This is a genomic window from Hafnia alvei (genome assembly GCF_900095695.1).
In the GTDB taxonomy this organism is placed as follows: Bacteria; Pseudomonadota; Gammaproteobacteria; order Enterobacterales; family Enterobacteriaceae; genus Hafnia; species Hafnia alvei_B.
Genome location: NZ_FMIQ01000026.1, coordinates 58,429 through 80,360, shown reverse-complemented (window position 1 = coordinate 80,360; position 21,932 = coordinate 58,429). Strand labels below are relative to the sequence as shown.

Below are 21,932 nucleotides of genomic sequence, written 5' to 3'. Positions count from 1 at the left end.
ATGTGAGAGGAATAACCGCCCGCGGAAGCAGGCGGTTTGATATGGATTACAGCGACATCAAGCGATCTAACGACGGCGCAAAGTAGTAGCTACCGGTTACCGCTTTACTAAAGCGCAACAGCTGATCGCGCTTGCCGTCTAAGTCACCAAACATGCTTAGCAGCTGTTTTTCGATATTATGCAAACGGCCACAATACGCGATAAACATCAGACCATGTGCGCCGCTTGCGGTGCCGTATGGCAGGCTTTGACGCAAAATTTTCAGGCCTTTGCCATCTTCGCTCAGGTCAACACGGCTAACGTGTGAGGTATCTGGGCGTGATTCTGGATCGAGCTCTTCGCTGTCGTGCTTGGTACGACCGATAATCTGCTCTTGTTGCTCAGTGCTGAAACGACCCCATTGCTTAAGGTTGTGCTCCCAGCGCTGCACAAATACGTAGCTACCGCCCGCATCGGCGTCGTCATTGCCGATAACGCCCACGATAGGACGCTGCTCGTCTTTCGGGTTTTCGGTGCCGTCAATAAAGCCGCTCAAATCGCGCTCTTCAACCCAGCGGAAACCGTGCACTTCTTCTTCAACGTGAATGCAGTTACCAAAGGCAGCCAGCGCGGCCTGAGCTAAAGAGAAGTTAATATCATGGCGTAAAGACTGAATGTGGATCAGCATGTCACGCTGGGTTGCCGGAGCTAAACCTTTGCCGAGTGGGGTAAAAGGTTTCAGATCTGGAGCGCCAACGCCTGCGGAAAGATCGCGCCAAACATCGTTACCGAAAGCGATAACCGCGCCTAAACGTTCCTGAGGATATTGCGCTTGCAGTTCTTCCAAGCTTTTGACGAAGGTTTTGCATCCTTGACGTACTGCATCAAGATCGCCTTGCACCATGGCTTCAATAAAAATACCAAAACGACAATGCTCTAATAAAATACCGCTTTGTGGCTGAGACATTAAACGTCATCTCCCTTTTTGACTGATTTGCCGCACTCAAAGCTAACGTCGTTCACTTCAGCGCGATTTAATTGCGCGTAGTTTACGCTATGCCGAGGGCGTTGCCTTGCTAAAAAGCAAGAATTCAGAACAAAAAAGAGGTATTTAGTGAGGAAAAGCGCCGGTTTTAAACATTCAAATCGGCGCTTTCAAAAGGCAGGCTGTCACGTAGAACGAGATAATTTAGATCGCGTTGGCGTGCCAAACAATCTGCGTAATCTTCCAATTTTTCAGCGTATCGTCAGACGGCATTAAGCCTTCTGGCCCATGCCATTCACCGCTGAACAGATAGCTCACGTGGCGGCTCTCTTTGGCCACACATTCCACGTCATTGGCGTTATCGCCCTGACCTTTCTGGCACTCGCCATAAGCTTTCTCATAAAGATCGCTAAACGGCGTGCCTATTTTTACGCCCCATGCCGTTTTAATCGCATCGCTCTCAACGTTAACGCGTTTCACGGTGCCTTTGTCGTCGCCGCTGATGGTCATCACCAGCGTGTCGCCGTCCAGCGCCTGATAAAACGAGGTGACGGTTCCGTTACGCGTGCCCATACCAGAACGCAGGCGATAATCATCATATAACGCCTTATTGATATCGGCTTCGTTTAGCGGCGTGCTGGCATTAATTCCCGCAACGCCCATGTCGCTCACCTCTACCGAGCTACCAAACCAGTTTAGCGGTGACAAGCTGGACCATGACATATGACTCATCGTAGAGCAGCCCGTTAATAACAACGGAACTGCCAACAACAGAGGACGAAAATTCATGCGAATGCTCCTTGGTATCGAGTCGTGGTCAGCACGCCCGAAAAAGTTTATCTGGCTGGTTGGAGTGCACATCGAGGAAAAAGTGCCGAAAACTTTTTCCTAATTTCACCTAAACGCGTCATCCGCGCCTAGGTCTCGGGTTTAAATGATTCGCTGATCTTGAAACTATCACTCAGACGGGAATTAAACAGCAAATAGGCCACCGCCAGCAGATCCAACAATAAAATAGCTAAAGAGAGCAACGTGACATCATTGCTGTTGGTCCAGAAAGGCACGGCCTGTAGCCCCATTTGCGCCAGCGTGGTGAGAATTAATACCCAACGCCAGCTTTTCCAAAGGCCTTTCCATAAATGACGTCGCCCGCTCAATAAAAAGCCCAAAGCGGCCGGAAGACCAACCAGCATCCCACTCCAAAATAAACCGCGATCGGGGTAAAACAGCGCCAACAAATCGGCGCCTTGCTGGCGCGATGACCCCGCTACCACAAACAAAAACCAGGTTTTAGCCTGTAATATCAAAACCAGCCAAAACGCCCACGGTAAGCGCAACATGCCGTGGGTATTAAAATCATCAGGGGAATAGGTGCGATGGAGCATAGCCACTCATAAGAAATAAACTAGACGTTTCAGCTCGTTATCGTGTTTTAGCAAAATAACGAGCCCAGCAAGCGCGATCAGTATTCGTGATCTTCAATCAGTCTTTTGCTCAGACACAGCGTGTCCTGCGTTTCGTAGTCCAGCTTCTCATACATGCCGATAACCGCATCATTTTCTTCACTGACCAAGATTTGAATCTTTGGACAGCCACGGGCGATCAACTTTTTCTCTAGGCGACTAATCAGCGCATTGGCAATGCCACGGCCGCGAAAATCAGGGTGAACGCCCAAATAATACGCCGTGCCACGGTGGCCGTCATAACCGCCCATGACGGTCCCCACCACCTCACCGCCGACCTCTGCGACGAGAAACAAATCCGCGTCGTGATTGAGCTTACGCTCAATATCCGTTTCCGGATCGTTCCACGGGCGCAGCAGATCGCAGCGCTCCCATAGAGTAGTAACTTCTTCAAAATCAGCTTGTTTAAAAACGCGGATTTCCATGATTCTGACCGTAATTATTTGTATTAATACCTAATTATCGCCGGAATCCTTCGATACGCAACGAAAAAGTTATCTTACTGTTTCCATGGGCTTATCCGACGGACGCTGGCAAATCGGCGAACCAAACCAGCGAATAGCAATAATGCGGATCGCTGAGCAGGAAATCTGGGCTCACGCTTGGGCTCCATGAATCATCCCCGCCAACGCCCATATGAAAGCCATCAATGTTAACCCACACGCCCTGTTCTTCATGTAATCGGTGCTGATGAGAGGTTTCCATCAGCTGTCTCTGGCTGAATCGGCTTAAGCCAAAATGGAAATTCCCCTGCCATTGCCAGCGCCCAAACTCCAGCTGGCGCGTATGACAGCGCAGTCCATTTTCGCTAGGGAAAATATAAGGGGTATGCAGTTCAGCAAGCGGTAACGTCCAGCGCCCGTGCTGCGCGGCAAGCTGCCGATCAGGGTAGTTTTCGTGTGGGCCAAGCCCCAGCCATGTGGCATCTACCACCACTTCAGCGACCTGACAGCTTAAGCCAATGCGTGCAGGTGCGGGTATGCCGTGGGCCACATCCACCTTCACGGTGATATGCAGCTTGCCCTGACGATCGACAAGATAAGTTTTTCGACTGATAAACAACACCGCTTGCTGGCTGTGGTAAGCATGCTCTGTCGTGATTTGAATGCCTTGAGAAACCACATCCGCAGTCCATTGCAACAAACGAATATCCAATGCGTACATGCCCGCTTTCTTCCAGCGTTCAACCCACGCGTTGGGATCGATGCGCGCCACCTCACTCACGCCAATATCGTTATCCAACGGCGCACGCGTAAAGTTGTCTTGCAGCGGTGTTAACAGCGTGGCTTTGCCAGCCTGCCACCACTGTTCGAGAAAGCCGGTGTGGCGGTTAAACTGCCAGCGCTGATCTTGCCAAATAACGCAATGCTTATCGCCAGACATCTCCAAGCGAGGCGCTATGCCGCACGCTTCATCAGCCGTAGGAAGAGCGAGTGGCTGCGTCAACCGCCACTGATCCCACGCGCAGCGGTGATTTTCCTCAGACCACGGCGTGGCTTCACGCTGACGTACTTCTACGTTAAGCCACAGTTCACCTGAAGACGTTACCTCAGGCATCTCGCCTAACACGATGTGCTGCGAAGCCTCCGCCAACAGATTGAGCGCGATACAGCCCGCCGCCAGAATATTTCCATCCTGCGCGACGTTCCAAAATAGCTGCTCGTTATCGCTGGTTCGAAACAGATATTCGCTGGTAATTTCTACGCTGAGCGGGTTTTGTTCAACCAAACGGAGCTGGAAAAACTGCTGCGCACGCTGGGCTTCAAACAACGCTGGATGCGGCGTTCTGTCGGGGAACACTAAACCATTCAGACAAAACTGGCGATCGTTTGGCGTATCACCAAAGTCTCCCCCGTAGGCCCAATACGCTTCGCCTTTTTCATCCACTTTAGTCAACGCCTGATCGACCCAATCCCACACGAAGCCGCCCTGCAAACGCGGATACTTACGAAATGCCTGCCAATAGCGATCAAACCCACCCAAGCTGTTACCCATCGCGTGGGCATATTCACACAGGATCAGCGGACGCGCTTCGTCCGGCAGCCCCACCCACTTTTTAATTGACCATTTGGGTACGGTTGGGTGCGGCTGATCCTGCTCCACACGCGCATACATCGGGCAAAGAATATCGGTGGCGGCAGTATTGGCACCCCCACCTTCATATTGAACGGGCCGAGTCGGGTCGTTACTTTTTACCCAGCGATAAAGCGCATCATGATGACAGCCGTGGCCAGACTCGTTCCCTAGCGACCAGATAATTATCGATGGATGGTTACGATCGCGCTGCACCATACGCGTCACGCGTTCGCTCATCGCATTGAACCAAACCGGATCGTCACTTAAACGATTCATCGGGATCATGCCGTGCGTTTCGATATTGGCCTCATCCACTACGTACAAGCCATATTGATCACACAGCCGATACCACAGCGGATGATTGGGATAATGGGAACAGCGCACCGCATTAAAATTGTGCTGCTTGAGCAAAATAATATCGCGGCGCATGGTTTCTTCGTCCATCACCTGCCCATGCTCAGGATGGTGCTCATGACGATTGGCGCCGCGTATCAGCAAAGGCTTACCGTTCAGCTTAAGCTGTCCATGGCTGATTTCTATCTGCCGAAACCCAACGTCATAGGCTTCAACGTCAACGATGCCGCCCTGCTCGTCACAGAGTGAAACCACCGCACGATAGAGATGAGGTTCTTCCGCACTCCAGAGCAGAGGTTTATCCACCCGCAAACGCAACGTGGTGCGATCGTCATAGGCTCCGCGCTCATCCACGACATCACTGACGATAGACTGCTGATGTTCGGCAACGCAGCGATCGTTTCGCCACAGCTGCACGCGGGCGCAATAGCTCGGTTCAGGACGATTCAGCCGCACCAAAACCTCAAGATCGGCGTGATAAAAGCCGGCTCCCAAATGCGTACTAATCTGAACATCGCACAGGTGTGTGGCAGGTTTATGCAGCAGCGTCACATCACGAAAAATACCGCTCATGCGCCACATATCCTGATCTTCAAGATAGGTACCGTCGCTCCAACGTAGCACCAACACCGCCAGCCGGTTTTCCCCGGTATGCAATGCATGGGTGAGATCAAACTCGGCGGGCAGGCGGCTATCCTGCGAATAGCCAATCCATTGACCATTACACCAAAGATAAAAAGCAGAATTTACGCCGTCAAAAATAACCCGTGTTTGCCCCTGCTTCAGCCACGCGTCATCCACGCTAAACGCAAGCGAATAACACCCCGTTGGGTTTTGCTGTGGCACAAACGGAGGATTGACCGGGATCGGATAGGTGATGTTGGTATAGATAGGTGCATCATAGCCCGCCATTTGCCAGTTAGACGGCACCTGTAACGCATCAGCCTCGTCTAAATCCGCATGCAGCCAAGACTCTGGCACCTGTTCAGGTTGGTTAAAATAGCTAAATGCCCAGACGCCATTCAGTGAAATCCGCTGCAACGAAGGCCGATCGTTTTGCGCATCCTGCGTGTTGCGCCAGCTATTAAAAGGCGGATGGGCCGGTAAACGTCGATATTGCGTGCAAACAGGGTTTTCCCAGTCACGACGAGAAAGAACAACAGACAGCGAGTTAACAGCGTTATCAGCAGAATTAGATTTCATCGCGATGGCCTATGCATCTTCAATATCGAATAGAACATCAAAATGAATAACAAACACAGCGCTGTAAAGCAGTAAAGTACCGTTCTATGAACAGCCTCAAACAAGGTAACAGTTCGAAATAGTTCTCAACTCGATCATTGCGGCTGCGACGCGTTACTATTCAGCCTCTGTTTGTTATCAATGGCTAATGAATCATTCATCACATGAAGAATTTCTCCCACTTCCGTTTATTGCCTAAATATACTTCCCGTCGTCAGTTCCTCCTGTCTGGATTGGCGGCAATGGCGCTGGCGGGAAGTAAAGTCGACACGGCCTCCGCCAGCAGCACAGCCTTGACGGCAAAACCGGTAAAAAAAGCACCGGGCGCACGCAAGGTCATCATGCTTGATCCGGGTCACGGCGGTATCGACCCTGGAGCGGTGGGGCATCAAGGTGCCAAAGAGAAACATGTGGTGTTAGAGATTGCCCACTACGTGCGCGACCATCTGCGCGAACATGGCAATATTGACGTTAAAATGACGCGTGAAGATGATTTCTTTATTCCGCTGTATAAGCGGGTAGAAATTGCCCATCAGCATCAGGCCGATCTGTTCGTCTCTATCCACGCCGATGGATTTACCAGCCCGACCGCATCGGGCGCATCGGTATTTGCCCTCTCCAACCGCGGCGCAAGCAGCACGATGGCAAAATATATGTCGCAGCGTGAAAACGATGCCGACAAAGTGGCAGGGGCTAAATACGCCGATGAAGATAATAACTATCTTCAGCAGGTGTTATTCGATTTAGTGCAAACCGACACCATCAAGAATAGCCTCACGTTAGGCCGTCACCTGTTAGACCATATTAAACCGGTGCACCATCTGCACAGCCAGCATACCGAACAGGCCGCATTTGCAGTTTTAAAATCACCGTCGATCCCCTCTGTGTTGGTTGAAACCTCGTTTATCACCAATCATCAGGAAGAACAGCTATTAACCTCAACGGCCTTCCGCCAGCAGATCTCGCAGGCTATCGCTAACGGCATCATGAAATACCTCGACTATTTCGATGCCCACGAGCGTCGGCGCCCGAGTTAATTTGGCAAGATAACGTGGGAAGTTAATCCCACAGGAAAGCCCCGTTTTCCGCTATACTGGCGCCCTTATTTGCATCATTAGATGCATTTTATTCCATTGAGCAATGTAGCGGAAAACGTCATGAGCAAGCCTTCTTCTGCGCAGGTAAAAGCTTTTTTGCTGAACCTGCAGGATTCTCTTTGTCAGCAAATTGCTGCCGCCGATGGGCAATCCACGTTTCGTGAGGATAACTGGCAGCGCGAGGCCGGTGGTGGCGGACGCAGCCGCGTGCTGACTCAGGGTGCCGTATTTGAGCAGGCCGGCGTCAATTTTTCCCACGTTACCGGTGGGCAGCTCCCCGCCTCGGCCACCGCACACCGTCCTGAATTAGCCGGACGCAGTTTCGAAGCGATGGGCGTGTCGTTAGTGATTCATCCGCTCAATCCTTATGTGCCTACCAGCCATGCCAACGTGCGTTTTTTTATCGCTGAAAAAGAGGGCGAAGAGCCCGTATGGTGGTTTGGCGGCGGTTTCGATCTCACCCCGTTTTACCCTTTCAAAGAAGACGTACTGCATTGGCACCGCACCGCACGCGATCTGTGTCAGCCGTTTGGCGAAGAGGTTTATCCGCGCTATAAAAAGTGGTGCGATGAGTATTTCTTTATCAAACACCGTCAGGAATCACGCGGCGTGGGTGGCCTGTTCTTTGACGATTTAAATACCCCTGATTTCGATCGCTGCTTTGATTTCATGCAGGCCGTGGGAAACGGTTTTAATGCCGCCTATCTGCCTATTGTGGCCAAACGCAAAGACACCCCTTTCGGTGAACGCGAACGTCAATTCCAGCTGTATCGTCGTGGCCGCTATGTTGAATTCAATTTGGTATGGGATCGCGGTACGCTGTTTGGCCTGCAAACTGGGGGAAGAACCGAGTCTATTTTAATGTCGATGCCGCCGCTGGTTCGCTGGGAATACGATTTCCACCCTGAGCCAAATTCACCAGAGGTCGCGCTTGAGCGTGATTTTTTGCCGGTTCAAGACTGGCTAAAGGAAGAGTAATGTCAGAAGCAAAACAAATTTGGGTCGATGCCGATGCCTGTCCGAACGTGATCAAAGAGGTGCTGTTTCGCGCCGCCGATCGCGTCGGAATTTTTGTCACGCTGGTTGCGAACCAAACCATCCGCACCCCGCCATCGCGCTTTATTCGTAGCCTGCGCGTTGAAGCCGGTTTTGACGTTGCGGATAACGAAATTGTGCGCCGCGTCAATCCCGGTGACCTAGTCATCACCGCAGATATTCCTTTGGCAGCCGAAGTGTTGGAAAAAGGCGGCGTGGCGTTAAATCCTCGCGGCGAGCTTTATACCGAAGCCAACATCAAAGAACGCCTGAACATGCGTGATTTTATGGATACCATGCGCGCCAGCGGTGTACAAACCGGCGGCCCTGCCACGCTGCATCAGCGCGATAGACAAGAATTCGCTAACCAGCTCGATCGCTGGCTGCAAAAACGCTAAGTTCGCAAAAGATATTACAGCCGCGTCACGCCTAGCGCGGCTGCCCGCAGTTTCATATCGGTACAACGCTGATATTCATTCACGGATATTGGGCTAAAGCCGCTAATCAATAAACGTGAACGCACCGCCGCCATCGACGGATCCTCCACCATTTTCTTCAGCGCATGGCGCAAACGCAGCAGACGGGCTTCATTTCCCGCTGCGGTAATCAACGGTAAGCCGGGCGCCGGTGGCGTTTCCCCGATAATTTTCAAACCACTCATGCATTGCGGCTCCGCTTTTTGCAGCAGCGCCAACGTCACGCAGTCAATGGCGGCAATATCGGCGTCGCCCTGTTTAATCGCCAGCAGCGAGGCTCGATGCGATCCCGTCTGTAACGTGCTGGCAAAAAAGCGCCCATGGTGCGCCAACGGAGCAATCACCGAGCGCAACGCATTGTAGCCAGACTGGGAATCCTCGCTGTTATACGCCGCTTTGCGGCCTAAAAACGAACCAACATCAGCGCCGGCATCCTGCTTTCTCGCCACTAAAAAACTACGATAATCGTTACCTTCACACCCTGGGGCGCGATAGCGGAACACGCCCACCACATCGACTTTTGCACTCAATGTTTCCTGTAGCGGATAGCCGCAGGTTTGGCTGAGCAATAAATCAGGCTGCTGCCAATGCGCATAGAGATCGTCCGGCCAGCACAGATTAGGCGGCAAATCCTCTTCACCCTCCTGCGCCAACCAGCGAGAAAGCCCCTGCCAGAGCAGCTCTACATCATCGCGATTGATTCCATACATCGGCAACGAAACCCGCATGTTTATCATCCCTCTGTCGACGGTGGCACCTGTCGCCAACGTGTTAAATAATTTACCCAGCGCTCGAACGCCGCGTCGGTAATCATCGCCAATAGCGCCACCAGCAATGCGCCCTGAATAACGTAAGCGGTGTTAAAACCACTTAGCCCAATAATAATAGGCGAACCTAGCGTTTTTACCCCAACCGTTGAAGCAATGGCTGCGGTACCGATATTGATAATGACGGAGGTGCGCACACCGGCCAAGATCACCGGCGCGGCTAAGGGAATTTCCGCTCGCCACAGGATCTGCCAAGGATTCATTCCCGCCCCTCGGGCCGTCTCTCGTACCGCGGCGGGCACCGATTCAATCCCGCTAATGGTTCCCTGCAAAATAGGCAACAAACCATACAGCACCAAGGCAATCACCGCAGGCTCTGGGCTGAAGCCCATCAGCGGCACCGCCACCGCCAGCACCGCCACAGGCGGAAATGTTTGCCCCACCGCAGTAATAGTTTCCACCATTGAGCGAAACTCGCGTCCGCCACGGTGAGTAACCAGTAAACCCGCACTCACGCCGATCGCTACGGCAATCAAACTGGAAATCGCCACTAACGAAACATGCGCCAGCGTGAGCGACCAAAAGCTGTCTTGCTGATAAACCGGCCGTGAAAGCTCCGGAAATAAGACGCTAAATAACTGCCCCATATGCGCCATTCCGCTATTGAGCCCAATGAGCAGCGCGATCCCCCACAGCAAAGGATCGAAGTACCAGCGCCGGGCTATCGAATGATATTGCCCCTGCATCATGCCTCCGTTTTCTTTACCAAATCGGCAAAATAGAGCACGCCGACCGGCTGCCCTGCCTCATCAATAACGGGTAAACGGTCAACTTGACGGTAAATAAAGACCGACATCGCATCACGTAAATTAAGATCGCAACGAATTGGCTCACCGTGAAGAAGCTCGCCGCGGCGCACCCGTGAAGCCACCACGTCTAATCCCAACAGCTTGATCCCAACGTCGCTATGGCCAAAGAATTGACGCACAAAATCATTCACCGGCTGATTCAGCAACGCCTGCGGTGTTCCCTGCTGGACCACCTTTCCGGCGTCCATCAGCACGATACGGTCGGCAAGGCTCAGCGCCTCATCAATATCGTGTGTCACCAAAACAATGGTGCGCCCTAACAAGGTATGTATGCGGGCGATTTCCTGCTGCAAGGTGGTGCGGGTGACGGGATCGAGCGCGCCAAAAGGCTCATCCATCAACAAAACTTCCGGATCGGCAGCCAAGGCTCGCGCCACACCAACGCGCTGCTGTTGCCCGCCAGAAAGCTGATGCGGATAACGATGGCGAAACTCGGCCACATCCAGACTGAGCATTTCCATCAGCTCCGTCACCCGCTGGCGAATTCTCGCCGCGGGCCACTTCAACAGCTGTGGCACGGTGGCAATGTTTTGCTCCACCGTCCAGTGTGGAAATAACCCAATCGATTGAATGGCATATCCCATACGCCGACGTAAAGCCTCAGGCTTAAAATGACTGATATCCTGTCCGGCGAAGGTCAGCTCACCGCTGTCATGATCGATTAAGCGATTGATCATTTTCAGCGTGGTCGATTTCCCCGAGCCTGAGGTGCCAATCAGCACGGTAAATTCCCCCTCGGCAATATGCAAAGAGAGGTCTTCTACCGCCGGACGTCCGGCAAAATATTTATTAACATGCTTGAAATGAATCATTGTCGCGTCGCTTCAATTCGAGAAACTAAAAATTTAAACAAGGTATCCACGGTAACCGCCATCACAACCACAGGAATAACCCCCAACAATACCAAGTCCAACGCGCTGCTGAGTAAGCCTTGGAAAACGATGGCACCAAATCCTCCTGCGCCAATCAGCGCGGCGATGACCGCCATGCCCACGGTTTGAACCGCCACAATTCGCACACCGCTGAGCACAACGGGCAGCGCCAGAGGCAATTCAACCTTACGTAGGATCTGACCCGGCGTCATACCCACGCCGCGCGCGGCCTCAATCACGGGCTGCGGAACCTGTTCAATGCCGGCCACCACGCTACGCACCAGCGGTAGCAGCGCGTACAGCACCAAGGCAATCAGCGCCGGCGCAGCACCAATTCCGCTAATCCCCAATTTTCCCAACCATGGCCATGCCTGAGCCAACCCCGCAAGGGGCGCGATCAACAAGCCAAATAGCGCAATTGAGGGGATAGTCTGAATAATATTCAGCGCTGAAAACATCGGCTTGCGCAGTCCTTCACAGCGCGCAGCAACAATGCCAAGCGGCACACCGATAAGTAACGCCATCGCGAGCGTGCTAAACAGCAACGTGAGATGTTGCCCCAGCGCCTGATTAAAAACATCGTCGCGGTTGGCGTATTCTTTCATCAGCGAAAGGGTATCCAGCGCACCGCTGAGTAATAAGATCGGTATCGGAGCCAAAATCAGCAGCGCTGCCAAAATGCGTATTCCACTGCGTTGGGTTAAGCGGCTCACGGCGTCGGCACCGCTCAGCAAACTTAACGCGCCGATAAACCAAAATCCGCCACCTAAAGAAACCCGCACTAGGCTATCTTCATCGCCGGCTAGCCGATGTGCTTGCCATGCAATCAAGAGCAGCAAACCCGCAAACAATGCGCCGCTGACGAGATAAATCAGCCATAGCGAAAAGCGGTTTTGTGGACAGAAGCAGAGGATAAGCAAGACAGGAAACGGCAGGATCAAAATCCATGCAAAGCCATGAATAATGTCCCTTAGCGGCATACCAGTACCAGACACCAAGCGGTTTGCCGCCTGCGTCAGCAGCGGCATTTGCCAGAGCGCTAACATCATCAGCAGCCAGAGTGTGAGCACGACTCTGTTTTTTACCAAAATTTCTGTCCCTTATAATAGTTTTGATGTGTTACGAACGCCTATCGCATCCTCTATACATTCAATTCCCTGCTGGCGTTCATGTCAGGGGGCTCGCCGCCGCCCCCTGACAACCCGGCTCGGCACCGTTATCCAGCCCGCAAAGCGGGTCCCCTCAATCAAAACTCTGGGTTTTAACGCACCACCGTAGAGGTGCTCCAAGCACCCTAAGGTTCTCGCCACATCCCTGTGGCTCGTGCTAACCCGCCGTTTTTCCTTCGGCTGGAAAACAACGTGCCATCAATATGTTTCTGCAACTCTAGGCAAACACTTTAGCCTTTCACAAATCCCTTATCTTTCAGGTATTTTGCGGCGACTTTCTTCGCGTCTTGCCCATCAACGGCAATTTTGGCGTTCAGCTTTTGCAGCGTTGGGCCATCAAGAGATTCAAATACCGGTTTCAGCACGGTCGCAATTTCAGGATGTGCTTTCAGCGTAGCCTCGCGCACGATTGGCGTTGGTGCATAGATTGGCTGCACGCCTTTAGGATCGCTAAGCGTTTTCAAACCTAATGCGGCAACGGGTCCATCAGTGCCGTAGGCCATCGCGCCGTTAACGCCTGAAGTTTGCTCCGCAGCGGCTTTAATCGTTACCGCGGTATCTCCACCGGCTAATGACAGCAGCTGATCTTGATCCAATTTGAAGCCATAGGCCGTTTCAAAGGCCGGTAACGCATCAGGACGCTCAATAAACTCAGCCGACGCAGCCAGCTTAAATTTACCGCCCTGCTTCAGCCACTTACCTAAATCTTCTAACGATTCTAGATGGTTTTGCTGCGCGACGTCGTTGCGCACCGCGATACTCCAAGTATTGTTAGCCGGCGCTGGCGTCAGCCAAACAATCTGATTTTTGGCTAAATCTAGCTGCTTCACTTTTTCATAGCCTTGCTGGGCATTTTTCCATGCGGGATCTTTTTCATCAGCGAAGAAGAAAGCCCCGTTGCCGGTATATTCTGGGTAAATATCAATTTCTCCCGCAGCGATCGCACCACGTAAAACTTTGGTGGTGCCAAGCTGGGTTTTGTTCACCGTTTTGATGCCGTTTGCATCCAAAGTTTGCACAATGAGATTGCCCAACAGTGAACCTTCGGTATCAATTTTGGAACCCACCGTAACTGCATCGGCTGCCTGCGCGGTGCACATGGCTGCCCCCATTAACGCCAAAGATGCCAGAATCTTACGTCCCACAAATACATGTCCTGCCATAACGGTTCCTCATCATTGTTATTGTGTTTATTAGTACCTGAAAACTCGGTTAACTCCTGCGCCTCTCGCCCCATTAGGGGATGCTGAGTCACTTCAACAGAGCGCCACGCATAATTTCTCCACCACTGCGAATAGCCTTGCACCACAAATCCGTGATTGCGCAGCTGATACTCGATGCGGTCTGCCAGATAGGCTTTACGTAATCCATACCAAGATAGCCCAGGCAAATCATGATGAACAAGGTGATAGTTCAAATTCAGAAAAAGCAGCCGCCAAGGCCATGCGGCTTCATTAATAATAGAACGGGCTGAGGGTTCGTCCACCGCTCGGTGCTCGTAAAACGAGCGAACCATGGCCAGTCCTAAGGCCGGATAGCTCACCGCCAGCAGATACCACCACGCTGAAATCCCCGCGAGTTGGGCGATCCAGAGCACTAACGCCAGCAACGAAAGATGAATCAACCACATGGCAACTTTTTTACCATTGCCGCGAATTATTTCCCGCAGCTCATTTTTGAGCAGCGCGCCAATGCCCAGCGCAGGGCCCAGCAAAACTCGCCCCCAAAAGGTATTTCGGCACGCAATGACGCCACGCCACAGCGCCGATGAGTACAGCCAACGTGACTCGGCAAAGTAGTAAGACTCGGGATCTTCCAGCGGATGCGTTAAAGAGTCATCGTTGTGATGGGCTAAATGAGAGTCTCGATAAATTCCATAGGGATACCAGACCGCCAGCGGTAACAGGCCAAGCAGCTGATTCACGCGCGGCCAGCGCGTTGGATGCCCATGGATAAGCTCATGCTGTAATGACATATACCAGCACACGATAAGTATCAGCAGCGGCGTTGCCACCGCTTTGCCAAGCGTCTGCCAGTGGTAAACCACCAGCGCCCATCCGCCATACACGGCGATCAGCACACACCACGTCGGAAACTCGCTGCGCCACAGACATTGACGCTGCCATAAACGAATACGGTTTTTCTGCTCGGCATGCAGATAGTGCGATGTTCGCGTTTTGCTGGTCGCTGATGTCATCTATAAACCACTCCATAAATCCAATGTGGCTCAGTATTCCTGAAACCTTAAATTCCACTAAATACTAAAAAATTAGTTTTTATTACAATAATGAATATATGAGTCATCAGAAAAGTGACTTGAATGTTACAAAATGGTTAGAGGCAAAGGCTGCTGCGGGGTATAATCGGCGCAATTGTATTTAGGAGAACAATCATGCTGAAAAAAGCAATCATCGCAGGAATGGCACTGTTAACACTGGGCGGCGTTGGCGGAGTGATTCTGGCCGGAATTATTATCTACGTTCGCTCATAATTTCTGCCAAAGATTGGCCTGAGCCGCGACTTCGCCTACTATAGGGAAATATCCCTCAGTCTTGTTAAGGTTTGTCCCCGATGGCCATTATCCCTAAGAACTACGCCCGTTTAGAAACTGGCTACCGTGAAAAAGCGCTTAAAATCTATCCGTGGGTGTGCGGTCGCTGCTCGCGTGAATTTGTGTACTCCAATCTGCGTGAATTAACGGTGCATCATATCGATCACGATCACACCAATAACCCAGAAGACGGCAGCAACTGGGAACTTCTGTGTTTATATTGCCACGATCACGAACACTCAAAATACACCGAAGCCGATCAATACGGTTCAACCGTGATTGCGGGCGAAGATGCGCAAAAAGACGTGGGTGAAGCCACCTATAATCCGTTTGCCGATCTTAAAGCGATGCTGAATAAGAAATAAGCGGCTGCGCTCTATTTTCCTTAATCGTTCAAATCGCCGTTCTTTGGCTTGAAATATGATCAGGAAAAAGAAAAGGCGCTGAAGATAAACTTCAGCGCCTGCTAGGTGGATATTAACAAAACAATTTTCACTTCTACTGCGTTGAACACCGCAGGGCTAGAAAATATGCGAACCATAGCCCCACATGATAACGGTAATCCCTAATAACAGCTCGAGTACCAAAACGCCTATTGCAAAGGTGGAGCCAGAAAATATAAACCCCTGACCTTCAGTGATACCGAGGAAATTCGGAATACCGCGATACAACAAATACCCGCTATAACATACACCAACAATAACAGCGAGCATGCACAGCCATACCATCGGATATATTGATACGATACTGCTAATAAACATGGGCGTACCGACATAGCCCGCAAACACAATACATTGATTTAAACTCGGGCAGTTTTCATATTCCCGAGCCATCCAGCGAATGACCATACCAACAAAACCAACCGCGGCGAGCATTAAGCCGTAAAACACAACTGCAATGGCTAACGCCGTCATCGGCATTACTTTAAAAACGCGGTCTCCGCCGAAATCCCAGCCAAACTGGGTGGTGCCGATAAAAGAGCAGATGACAGGAATAGCAGCCATCAGCAGCACATGGTGAGTATAGATATGCGATACCGACTCATTTTCCTGCCGTATTTGCCGGAACTCCTGTGCCGGATGCGATAACAGTCCCCAAACATGGTTACTCATGACACACCCCCTGACGCCTATCGAGGGAATAACTATCACTCACATTTTCCCCTCACTTTCAGTATAGAACCCCCTCACAAAAATACAGAAAAAAATAGGAATTTTTTTATCTCTATAAGCCCCGCCCTCATTGGGCTCAGCCTAAATTTACTTTAATTTTTCTAACCTGTCTTTTTGCCAAACATAAATTCCTTATTTTGCTAAAGTATTCCCTAATATTAGTATGATTGTTATGCGGCGGAATCATGATTGACAGCGAAATAACTCTGCGAAAATTAGAAATCTTTTTAGCCTTCATGGAAAAAGAAAATATCACCCGCGCGGCAGAATCCCTGGGGTTAAGCAGTGTGAGCGTGCATAGGGCGTTACACACGCTGGAAGAAGGATTTCGCTGCCCGTTATTTGTGCATAAAGGCCGTAATTTACTGCCGCTTCCCGCCGCGCATACGCTGGCTGAATATGCCCGCGATCTGGTGGAGCTTGCCCAGAAAGGCATCGAAGAAACCCGCATCGCCGCTGGGTTTGGTCAGCAGCGGATGAAAATTGGCACCATGTATTCGCTGACGCTGGAAACCATTCCTAAGCTCATCATGGGCGTTAAACTGCGCCGCCCTGAAGTGGAAATCAGCCTCACCATGGGCTCGAATCAGGATTTATTACAGCAGCTAGAAAATCAGCAGCTCGACGCCATTCTGATTTCTATTTCCGATAGCCAAGTGAACGAACAGTTATTCGAAACCGTGCCGCTGTTTCAAGATGATATTTTTCTCGCGGCACCCGCTTCATCGGCGCTGATAAAACCGGGCTTGGCGGATTTGCGTGATTATCGTGACGAGAAATTTGTTGCACTTGCGGAAGGATTTGCCACTTATCATGGCTTTAGCGAGGCATTTCAAATTGCCGGTTTCGAGCCTGACATCGTTACCCGAGTCAACGATATTTTCTCGATGCTCAGTCTGGTTCAGGCTGGCGTGGGCTATACGCTGATACCAGGCAGAATGAAAAACGTGTATGAAAGCAGCGTGAAACTGCTGCCGCTGTGCAGTGAATATCAGATGCGACAGACCATTGCCTTGGTATTTGCACGCAGCCGAGAACAAGACCCTAACCTGCTCGCACTCACCGCAGAAGGACGCATGTACGCACGCGCCCATCGCGCACTCAATTAAGCCTGTTTCTGATAGTGAGCCACTATATCAGTGACCGATTTCAAACCAAGCTGGCAGCGTGAAAGCGCTTCCCCTTGCTCCATCACTTTTCGGGTTAGCCCCGTGAGTACGGCACCGGGCGGCATTTCAATCGCCAAACGAACTTCTCGCTCATAGGCCGCAACCATGGCTTCATGCCAGCACACGGTGCGCGACATATTGAACGCCAAATCGTCGGCAATACGTTCAGGCTGCCATAACACCCGCCCCGTGCTACCGCTGAGATAGGCAATATTTGGTCGTTGCACTGCCACGTTTTGCATCGCCTGCGCCAGCTGATGTGCAGGCTCCAGCAACAGCGCGCAGTGTGAAGGAACGCTGACCGCCAGACGCTGGGTTTTATGTGCGCCTTTGGCCCGCGCCAGCGTCATAACCTGCTGCATGGCGGCTTCGCTACCGGCAATCACAAACTGTTCTTCCGCGTTGATGTTGGCTAAATAAACCGGCAAATCCGGTGAATTGACCTCTGCAATCAACGGCTCTAGCTGATTTAAATTCAGGCCGACAATAGCAGAAAGACCGAAACCATCGGGATAGGCATTTTCCATCAGTTCGCCGCGCAGGGCGACTAAACGCACGGCGTCCGAAAAGTCTAACGCCCCTGCGACCACCGCAGCGGGGAAAGCACCAATAGACAGACCGCTCACAAAATCAGCCTGAACGCCTGCCGTCTGAAGCTCTCTGGCATAGGCAACGCCCGCGATCAGTAAACATAGCTGAACTGCACGCGTTCTTTGCAACGCTGAGGCGCTATCTAGCGCCAACACGTCTTCGTTTAACGCGGTATTGGCCTGTTCAATCAGCGAACGTGAAATAGCATTATCAGGCAAATCGTGCAGCATTGCGGGACGCTGCGGCCCTTGACCGGGAAAAGTAAATAAGACTTTCATTATGCCTCCTCTGACGGCGACCACGGATCGCGGGTTAGCACCGGTCCGGTTGCCGTTTTCAGCATGACGCGCTTATCGCGTAGCCATTCTGTCAGAGCAAAAGCCCCGAGTGGGGTTTCAACCTGAACGTCGGTTCGGCACGGGAGCTGAACCTGAGCAATACGCTCGGCAAAGTGTGCCAGCTCTTCCGCGCTAATTTTTTGCGGACAGCGCACCACCAAATCGAGATCGCTATCGGTGTGCATCACCGGAATATCCGTCGCTAAAGCGTAACCGCAGCTTCCTGTTACTCCCCATACCCACGGCCACGGCGTTTGCATCAGCATAATCAGCACCTGAACCGGCGGTAGGGAAACAAAAGAAGATTGCAGCAACGCGATAGGATCGGCGATTAACGATTCCGGCGTGACGCATCGCACCACGCTTTGTTCATCGACCCAAGCCGCCGCGCGCTGGCTGCGCTTCATGCCACGGATCCCGACTGGAATACGCCCGCCATCTTGAACATCGCGTCGCACCACTAATGGCAATGACGTGCGCCACTGCTGTGCCACCCACTCCGGCATGGTGTCTTGCGTGGTGAGTGAGGTTACGTTGTTAATCCAGATCAAGTCATGCGGGCGTAACATACTGATTCCTTACTTAAATTCCTGCGGTCAGCGTAATAAACAGCGGCAGCGTGATGATACACAGCACGGAGCTTATCAGCAGCGTAGCTTCAGCATCAGGAGACTGCACGCCGAAACGGTTGCCGAATACGATACCGAAGAAGCCCGCAGAAAGCGCGATCATCAGAATTGCCGTGACGGCAACATCACCATGCAAGCCCATCGCCAACACGATACCCCACGCAATGAAGGGCTGAATCAGCAGCTTGGTGACGCTCGACAGCACCACGCAGGTATTGATTTTCAGTTTACGCGCAGACAGGATCACACCGGTCAGGAACAGCGCCGAAGCCGTAGCAGACAGGCCCAACGGTTTGATCGAAGCCAGTACCATTTCAGGCATGTGAATACCGATGGCTGACAATACAACCCCCAGCAACGGCCCCCACACGATAGGTTTTTTCACCGAGCGCCACATTAGAACCGGCAGCATCGTGAGAGTTGAGCCCTGAATCGCACCCGACTCACGCGCTTTTTCACGTTCGAGGATCAGCAGGCAGAACGGCGTCATCAGCACAGAACCACAGGCGATAGCCACCGCAACCGACAGCGACGTAGAAGAGCTTTCGCCCAGCACGCTGCCTAAGATCGGTAAACCCAGCGCGGCGTAGTTAGGTAACGCTACGGTTAGCGTCAGAACCGCTGCATCCTGTGGCGTTTTCTTGAAGACTTTGGTGCAGATAAAGTAAATCGCGGCATAGGTTACCCACATGCCTAATACCAGCACCACAATCAGCGGAGACTGCTGAACAATGCCGCTCCATGGGGTTTGCACCGTGGCGCTAAACAACGCTGCTGGCAGGGCAAAGTCCATCACGAAGATATTGAGCAGAGAAACATTCTTGTTATCGACCATCTTGGCTTTACCGGCATAAAAGCCGAGCAGCATGATGACGAAGATCGGTGCGAGGGCGTGAATAATTACATATGTCATAAATCACCTTGTATAAAAACAAAAAGCGTTACAGAAAAATTCAGTTAAAACGTTATTTTCTTTTTATAAAACAGTCGTTAGCGGGCAGGTGAGGACTCGCTGGGTGCGATACATTTACATCGTTCCCAGCGTTATAATTAAAACTAACGGTCGGTCTTAGTGTGTTTAAAGCATTACCACTCGGCGCGCATACGGGTGCGAACCAGAGAAGAACTTTGGCGATTGTGCGCGCCTAAGCGGTTGCTGAGATCAACACCCTGCTGGCGAGCATCCACAACGGCTTCACGCAATACGGTGGTCACGCGGGCCAGATCGTCTGCGCTGGCATTAAGCGGATCGTTGATGTCCAACAGTTGGTCTAATAAGCCCAGCGTGCTGTAATTTTTAATGTCATAGGCCATCGGCGGAATGGTCGCGGCCAATTTCTCCAGCGACTCGACGGAGCGCAGCGTGATGCGCGCCGCAGACTCTTTCCCCATCGCATGAATCATTACGCCCGCGTCATTAAACGCAATCAGACGGTTAGCCTGATAGCCGTGCGCTAAGAAAGCGCCCGACATCGCTTTACCCACGATTAAGCCAATCACCGGGTGACCCGCCAAACGCGCGTTAGCGTAAGCACCCGCGGCACCGGCTAACGCCTGATGAATACCAAACGCCTCTTCACGACGGCCATAGGCCTGACTTGGCACATCGATCACAGCCACGATGGCGCGTTTCTGGGGTTTGTTTTTATCTGCTTCGACGACTTCGCTCACCAACTGTGCCAGCGTCCAGCCTTCAAGCAGACCGACTTCGCCGTTGACCGCGCGCGGATAGTGATTATTTGCATCTGGAACCACCGCGATAAAACGTGCGGCCTGTCCATCGATTTCACCATCGGCGGCTTTAACCGATTCGCATTGTCCTTGACGCTGAGTCGCGCCCTGAGTCAGTAAGGAAAACCAATAACGGCCACGGCTGGCGGTTTGTGCTGTTGAGGTGCTCATGCGCGATCCTCCTGTGAACGGTTTTTAGCAGAGAGATGATTCTGAGAGAAAAGTTCGGCGGCCAGTTCAGCCGTTGCCTGTTGGCGAGTATCGAACCCTTGCAGTGCGGTAAGATACTGGGCGAATTTGTCTGAACGATGTTGTTCAGGAACGCCACGGGCAATACACTGATTCATCGCCTGTTTTACCGCATTTAAGCCATCAGGGACTTCGGCATCAACAAAACCATTGCGATAACGAACGTCGCCACCGGTCATGCTCCAGATGAATGGGCGGTCGCGCGAGTCATACTCTTCAATCCCCGCTTCCTGCTCAATCACCTGCGGGCCGTTGAGGCCTAAGCGCGCTTCACGGGTTACGATCAAATAGCTGCACAGCGCGGCCGCAATCGACATACCACCGAAGCAGCCAACGGTACCGGCAACAATGCCCACTACCGGCGTATAACGACGCAGATCGACAATCGCCGCATGAATATCCGCAATGGCTGCCAAACCGAGATTAGCCTCTTGCAAGCGCACGCCGCCGGTCTCTAACAGCAAGACAGCCTGCGTTGGAATACCGTTGCGGTTATCTTCCGCAGCCAGCTCTAACGCTGAGGCCATTTTGGCGCCGGATACTTCGCCCATGCTGCCGCCTTGGAAAGCCCCTTCAACCGCCACTATAACTGCCGGTTTTCCCTCGATGGTGCCTTTAGCCACCACCATGCCATCATCGGCCTGTGTCACAATGCCTTGAGGTTCTAACCATGGCGATGTGATGTGCTCAAATGGGCCAAGTAATTCACGGAAAGTACCGGCATCCAGTAAACGGCGCGCGCGTTCGCGGGCGCTGAGTTCGATAAAGCTGAGATCGTTACGCATGAGTTGCCTCCTCAAAGACTTGTTCGATACGTAGGCGAGCCACGCCCGGCGTTGCACCGAAATCATTAATCTCTAACCGCCCCGCAGGCAAAGTACGCAGGCTCGCTAAGCGCTCAAATAGGTGCTGCCAACGCAGACCACTGCCGTCCACCGACGTTTTAATCACCACGGACAGCGTGCCTGCGCTCTCTTCAGGCGCAAACAGAACTTCCATATCGCCGGAACCGACGACGCCGCTTAATGCTTTGTTCGGCAGCGTTTCGCTTGCCGGATAGCTCAGTTCAATACGTTCCATAACGTCCTCTTTATTCGTTGTCTAACAGCCGACGCGCA

The 21,932-nt window shown here is 52.1% G+C and carries 23 protein-coding genes; 5 read left to right on the top strand and 18 right to left on the bottom strand.

Features of this window, described 5'->3' with window-relative positions; genetic code table 11:
- Positions 1 to 46: 46 nt before the first annotated feature.
- The 5 genes from BN1044_RS07050 to BN1044_RS07030 all read right to left on the bottom strand — a co-directional run bounded on the left by BN1044_RS07050 (position 47) and on the right by BN1044_RS07030 (position 6,060).
- Positions 47 to 946 (bottom strand): Dyp-type peroxidase, encoded by a 900-nt coding sequence (locus tag BN1044_RS07050; RefSeq protein ID WP_072308103.1) that lies wholly within the window; start codon positions 944 to 946, stop codon positions 47 to 49.
- A 222-nt stretch (positions 947 to 1,168) separates the two neighbouring features.
- Positions 1,169 to 1,753, bottom strand: a complete 585-nt coding sequence (locus BN1044_RS07045) for an RpoE-regulated lipoprotein (RefSeq protein ID WP_072308102.1) — start codon at positions 1,751 to 1,753, stop codon at positions 1,169 to 1,171.
- A gap of 128 nt (positions 1,754 to 1,881) precedes the next feature.
- The gene (locus BN1044_RS07040) at positions 1,882 to 2,349 is read right to left on the bottom strand and encodes a DUF2919 domain-containing protein (RefSeq protein WP_072308101.1); all 468 of its coding nucleotides are present in this window, start codon (positions 2,347 to 2,349) and stop codon (positions 1,882 to 1,884) included.
- A 77-nt stretch (positions 2,350 to 2,426) separates the two neighbouring features.
- Entirely contained in the window at positions 2,427 to 2,852 is a 426-nt protein-coding gene (locus BN1044_RS07035; RefSeq protein ID WP_025800759.1) for a GNAT family acetyltransferase, read from the bottom strand.
- A 91-nt stretch (positions 2,853 to 2,943) separates the two neighbouring features.
- Positions 2,944 to 6,060, bottom strand: coding sequence for a beta-galactosidase (locus BN1044_RS07030; RefSeq protein WP_072308100.1), 3,117 nt, complete (start codon positions 6,058 to 6,060; stop codon positions 2,944 to 2,946).
- 203 nt (positions 6,061 to 6,263) lie between these two features.
- Here BN1044_RS07030 and amiA point away from each other — a divergent pair, with 203 nt between their 5' ends.
- From amiA to BN1044_RS07015, 3 genes are all read left to right on the top strand, one after another.
- Complete coding sequence (gene amiA, locus BN1044_RS07025) at positions 6,264 to 7,136, top strand: N-acetylmuramoyl-L-alanine amidase AmiA (RefSeq protein WP_072308099.1); 873 nt, start codon at positions 6,264 to 6,266, stop codon at positions 7,134 to 7,136.
- Between the two features lie 120 nt (positions 7,137 to 7,256).
- Entirely contained in the window at positions 7,257 to 8,174 is a 918-nt protein-coding gene (gene hemF, locus BN1044_RS07020) for an oxygen-dependent coproporphyrinogen oxidase (RefSeq protein ID WP_072308098.1), read from the top strand.
- A complete protein-coding gene (locus BN1044_RS07015; RefSeq protein WP_025800755.1) occupies positions 8,174 to 8,629 on the top strand; it encodes a YaiI/YqxD family protein in 456 nt (151 codons plus the stop codon). The genes hemF and BN1044_RS07015 overlap by 1 nt, the downstream gene beginning before the upstream one ends.
- Positions 8,630 to 8,643: 14 nt before the next feature.
- Here BN1044_RS07015 and BN1044_RS07010 read toward each other — a convergent pair whose 3' ends face one another.
- From BN1044_RS07010 to BN1044_RS06985, 6 genes are all read right to left on the bottom strand, one after another.
- Positions 8,644 to 9,435: a phosphate/phosphite/phosphonate ABC transporter substrate-binding protein gene (locus BN1044_RS07010; protein WP_072308097.1), complete on the bottom strand. Its 792-nt coding sequence runs from the start codon at positions 9,433 to 9,435 to the stop codon at positions 8,644 to 8,646.
- A gap of 5 nt (positions 9,436 to 9,440) precedes the next feature.
- Positions 9,441 to 10,220, bottom strand: a complete 780-nt coding sequence (locus tag BN1044_RS07005; protein WP_072308096.1) for an ABC transporter permease — start codon at positions 10,218 to 10,220, stop codon at positions 9,441 to 9,443.
- Positions 10,220 to 11,155, bottom strand: a complete 936-nt coding sequence (locus BN1044_RS07000) for an ABC transporter ATP-binding protein (RefSeq protein ID WP_046458133.1) — start codon at positions 11,153 to 11,155, stop codon at positions 10,220 to 10,222. The genes BN1044_RS07005 and BN1044_RS07000 overlap by 1 nt, the downstream gene beginning before the upstream one ends.
- Entirely contained in the window at positions 11,152 to 12,306 is a 1,155-nt protein-coding gene (locus BN1044_RS06995; protein WP_072308095.1) for an ABC transporter permease, read from the bottom strand. The genes BN1044_RS07000 and BN1044_RS06995 overlap by 4 nt, the downstream gene beginning before the upstream one ends.
- 308 nt (positions 12,307 to 12,614) lie before the next feature.
- Entirely contained in the window at positions 12,615 to 13,547 is a 933-nt protein-coding gene (osmF, locus tag BN1044_RS06990) for a glycine betaine ABC transporter substrate-binding protein OsmF (RefSeq protein ID WP_072308094.1), read from the bottom strand.
- Positions 13,496 to 14,581, bottom strand: a complete 1,086-nt coding sequence (locus BN1044_RS06985) for a fatty acid desaturase (protein ID WP_072308093.1) — start codon at positions 14,579 to 14,581, stop codon at positions 13,496 to 13,498. Before BN1044_RS06985 ends, osmF begins: the two co-directional genes overlap by 52 nt.
- A 374-nt stretch (positions 14,582 to 14,955) precedes the next feature.
- Between BN1044_RS06985 and yajD the strand changes: the two genes are divergently transcribed.
- Complete coding sequence (yajD, locus tag BN1044_RS06980; protein ID WP_004096236.1) at positions 14,956 to 15,300, top strand: HNH nuclease YajD; 345 nt, start codon at positions 14,956 to 14,958, stop codon at positions 15,298 to 15,300.
- A 156-nt stretch (positions 15,301 to 15,456) separates the two neighbouring features.
- On the opposite strand, the gene BN1044_RS06975 is transcribed toward yajD, so the two are convergent.
- Positions 15,457 to 16,047: a Yip1 family protein gene (locus BN1044_RS06975; RefSeq protein WP_043491956.1), complete on the bottom strand. Its 591-nt coding sequence runs from the start codon at positions 16,045 to 16,047 to the stop codon at positions 15,457 to 15,459.
- Positions 16,048 to 16,292: 245 nt separating this feature from the next.
- Here BN1044_RS06975 and BN1044_RS06970 point away from each other — a divergent pair, with 245 nt between their 5' ends.
- Positions 16,293 to 17,216: a LysR family transcriptional regulator gene (locus tag BN1044_RS06970; protein WP_072308092.1), complete on the top strand. Its 924-nt coding sequence runs from the start codon at positions 16,293 to 16,295 to the stop codon at positions 17,214 to 17,216.
- Here the strand turns inward: BN1044_RS06970 and mdcH are convergent.
- From mdcH to mdcC, 6 genes are all read right to left on the bottom strand, one after another.
- Positions 17,213 to 18,145: a malonate decarboxylase subunit epsilon gene (gene mdcH, locus BN1044_RS06965; protein WP_072308091.1), complete on the bottom strand. Its 933-nt coding sequence runs from the start codon at positions 18,143 to 18,145 to the stop codon at positions 17,213 to 17,215. The two genes, BN1044_RS06970 and mdcH, sit on opposite strands and share 4 nt — an antisense overlap.
- Positions 18,145 to 18,774 carry a malonate decarboxylase holo-ACP synthase gene (locus tag BN1044_RS06960; RefSeq protein WP_072308090.1) on the bottom strand — a complete coding sequence of 210 codons (630 nt, stop codon included), beginning with the start codon at positions 18,772 to 18,774 and terminating at the stop codon, positions 18,145 to 18,147. The genes mdcH and BN1044_RS06960 overlap by 1 nt, the downstream gene beginning before the upstream one ends.
- A gap of 13 nt (positions 18,775 to 18,787) precedes the next feature.
- Entirely contained in the window at positions 18,788 to 19,747 is a 960-nt protein-coding gene (locus tag BN1044_RS06955) for an AEC family transporter (RefSeq protein WP_072308089.1), read from the bottom strand.
- Positions 19,748 to 19,920: 173 nt separating this feature from the next.
- Positions 19,921 to 20,736, bottom strand: a complete 816-nt coding sequence (mdcE, locus tag BN1044_RS06950; RefSeq protein WP_072308088.1) for a biotin-independent malonate decarboxylase subunit gamma — start codon at positions 20,734 to 20,736, stop codon at positions 19,921 to 19,923.
- Positions 20,733 to 21,599: a biotin-independent malonate decarboxylase subunit beta gene (locus BN1044_RS06945; protein ID WP_072308087.1), complete on the bottom strand. Its 867-nt coding sequence runs from the start codon at positions 21,597 to 21,599 to the stop codon at positions 20,733 to 20,735. Before BN1044_RS06945 ends, mdcE begins: the two co-directional genes overlap by 4 nt.
- Complete coding sequence (gene mdcC, locus BN1044_RS06940) at positions 21,592 to 21,894, bottom strand: malonate decarboxylase acyl carrier protein (RefSeq protein ID WP_072308086.1); 303 nt, start codon at positions 21,892 to 21,894, stop codon at positions 21,592 to 21,594. Before mdcC ends, BN1044_RS06945 begins: the two co-directional genes overlap by 8 nt.
- Between the last annotated feature and the right edge of the window lie 38 nt (positions 21,895 to 21,932).

Bases quoted from the DNA above. Each gene is read 5' to 3' on its own strand.
- BN1044_RS07050 (WP_072308103.1), bottom strand. From the start codon at position 946: ATGTCTCAGCCACAAAGCGGTATTTTATTAGAGCATTGTCGTTTTGGT.
- BN1044_RS07045 (WP_072308102.1), bottom strand. From the start codon at position 1,753: ATGAATTTTCGTCCTCTGTTGTTGGCAGTTCCGTTGTTATTAACGGGC.
- BN1044_RS07040 (WP_072308101.1), bottom strand. From the start codon at position 2,349: ATGCTCCATCGCACCTATTCCCCTGATGATTTTAATACCCACGGCATG.
- BN1044_RS07035 (WP_025800759.1), bottom strand. From the start codon at position 2,852: ATGGAAATCCGCGTTTTTAAACAAGCTGATTTTGAAGAAGTTACTACT.
- BN1044_RS07030 (WP_072308100.1), bottom strand. From the start codon at position 6,060: ATGAAATCTAATTCTGCTGATAACGCTGTTAACTCGCTGTCTGTTGTT.
- amiA (WP_072308099.1), top strand. From the start codon at position 6,264: ATGAAGAATTTCTCCCACTTCCGTTTATTGCCTAAATATACTTCCCGT.
- hemF (WP_072308098.1), top strand. From the start codon at position 7,257: ATGAGCAAGCCTTCTTCTGCGCAGGTAAAAGCTTTTTTGCTGAACCTG.
- BN1044_RS07015 (WP_025800755.1), top strand. From the start codon at position 8,174: ATGTCAGAAGCAAAACAAATTTGGGTCGATGCCGATGCCTGTCCGAAC.
- BN1044_RS07010 (WP_072308097.1), bottom strand. From the start codon at position 9,435: ATGCGGGTTTCGTTGCCGATGTATGGAATCAATCGCGATGATGTAGAG.
- BN1044_RS07005 (WP_072308096.1), bottom strand. From the start codon at position 10,220: ATGCAGGGGCAATATCATTCGATAGCCCGGCGCTGGTACTTCGATCCT.
- BN1044_RS07000 (WP_046458133.1), bottom strand. From the start codon at position 11,155: ATGATTCATTTCAAGCATGTTAATAAATATTTTGCCGGACGTCCGGCG.
- osmF (WP_072308094.1), bottom strand. From the start codon at position 13,547: ATGGCAGGACATGTATTTGTGGGACGTAAGATTCTGGCATCTTTGGCG.
- BN1044_RS06985 (WP_072308093.1), bottom strand. From the start codon at position 14,581: ATGACATCAGCGACCAGCAAAACGCGAACATCGCACTATCTGCATGCC.
- yajD (WP_004096236.1), top strand. From the start codon at position 14,956: ATGGCCATTATCCCTAAGAACTACGCCCGTTTAGAAACTGGCTACCGT.
- BN1044_RS06975 (WP_043491956.1), bottom strand. From the start codon at position 16,047: ATGAGTAACCATGTTTGGGGACTGTTATCGCATCCGGCACAGGAGTTC.
- BN1044_RS06970 (WP_072308092.1), top strand. From the start codon at position 16,293: ATGATTGACAGCGAAATAACTCTGCGAAAATTAGAAATCTTTTTAGCC.
- mdcH (WP_072308091.1), bottom strand. From the start codon at position 18,145: ATGAAAGTCTTATTTACTTTTCCCGGTCAAGGGCCGCAGCGTCCCGCA.
- BN1044_RS06960 (WP_072308090.1), bottom strand. From the start codon at position 18,774: ATGTTACGCCCGCATGACTTGATCTGGATTAACAACGTAACCTCACTC.
- BN1044_RS06955 (WP_072308089.1), bottom strand. From the start codon at position 19,747: ATGACATATGTAATTATTCACGCCCTCGCACCGATCTTCGTCATCATG.
- mdcE (WP_072308088.1), bottom strand. From the start codon at position 20,736: ATGAGCACCTCAACAGCACAAACCGCCAGCCGTGGCCGTTATTGGTTT.
- BN1044_RS06945 (WP_072308087.1), bottom strand. From the start codon at position 21,599: ATGCGTAACGATCTCAGCTTTATCGAACTCAGCGCCCGCGAACGCGCG.
- mdcC (WP_072308086.1), bottom strand. From the start codon at position 21,894: ATGGAACGTATTGAACTGAGCTATCCGGCAAGCGAAACGCTGCCGAAC.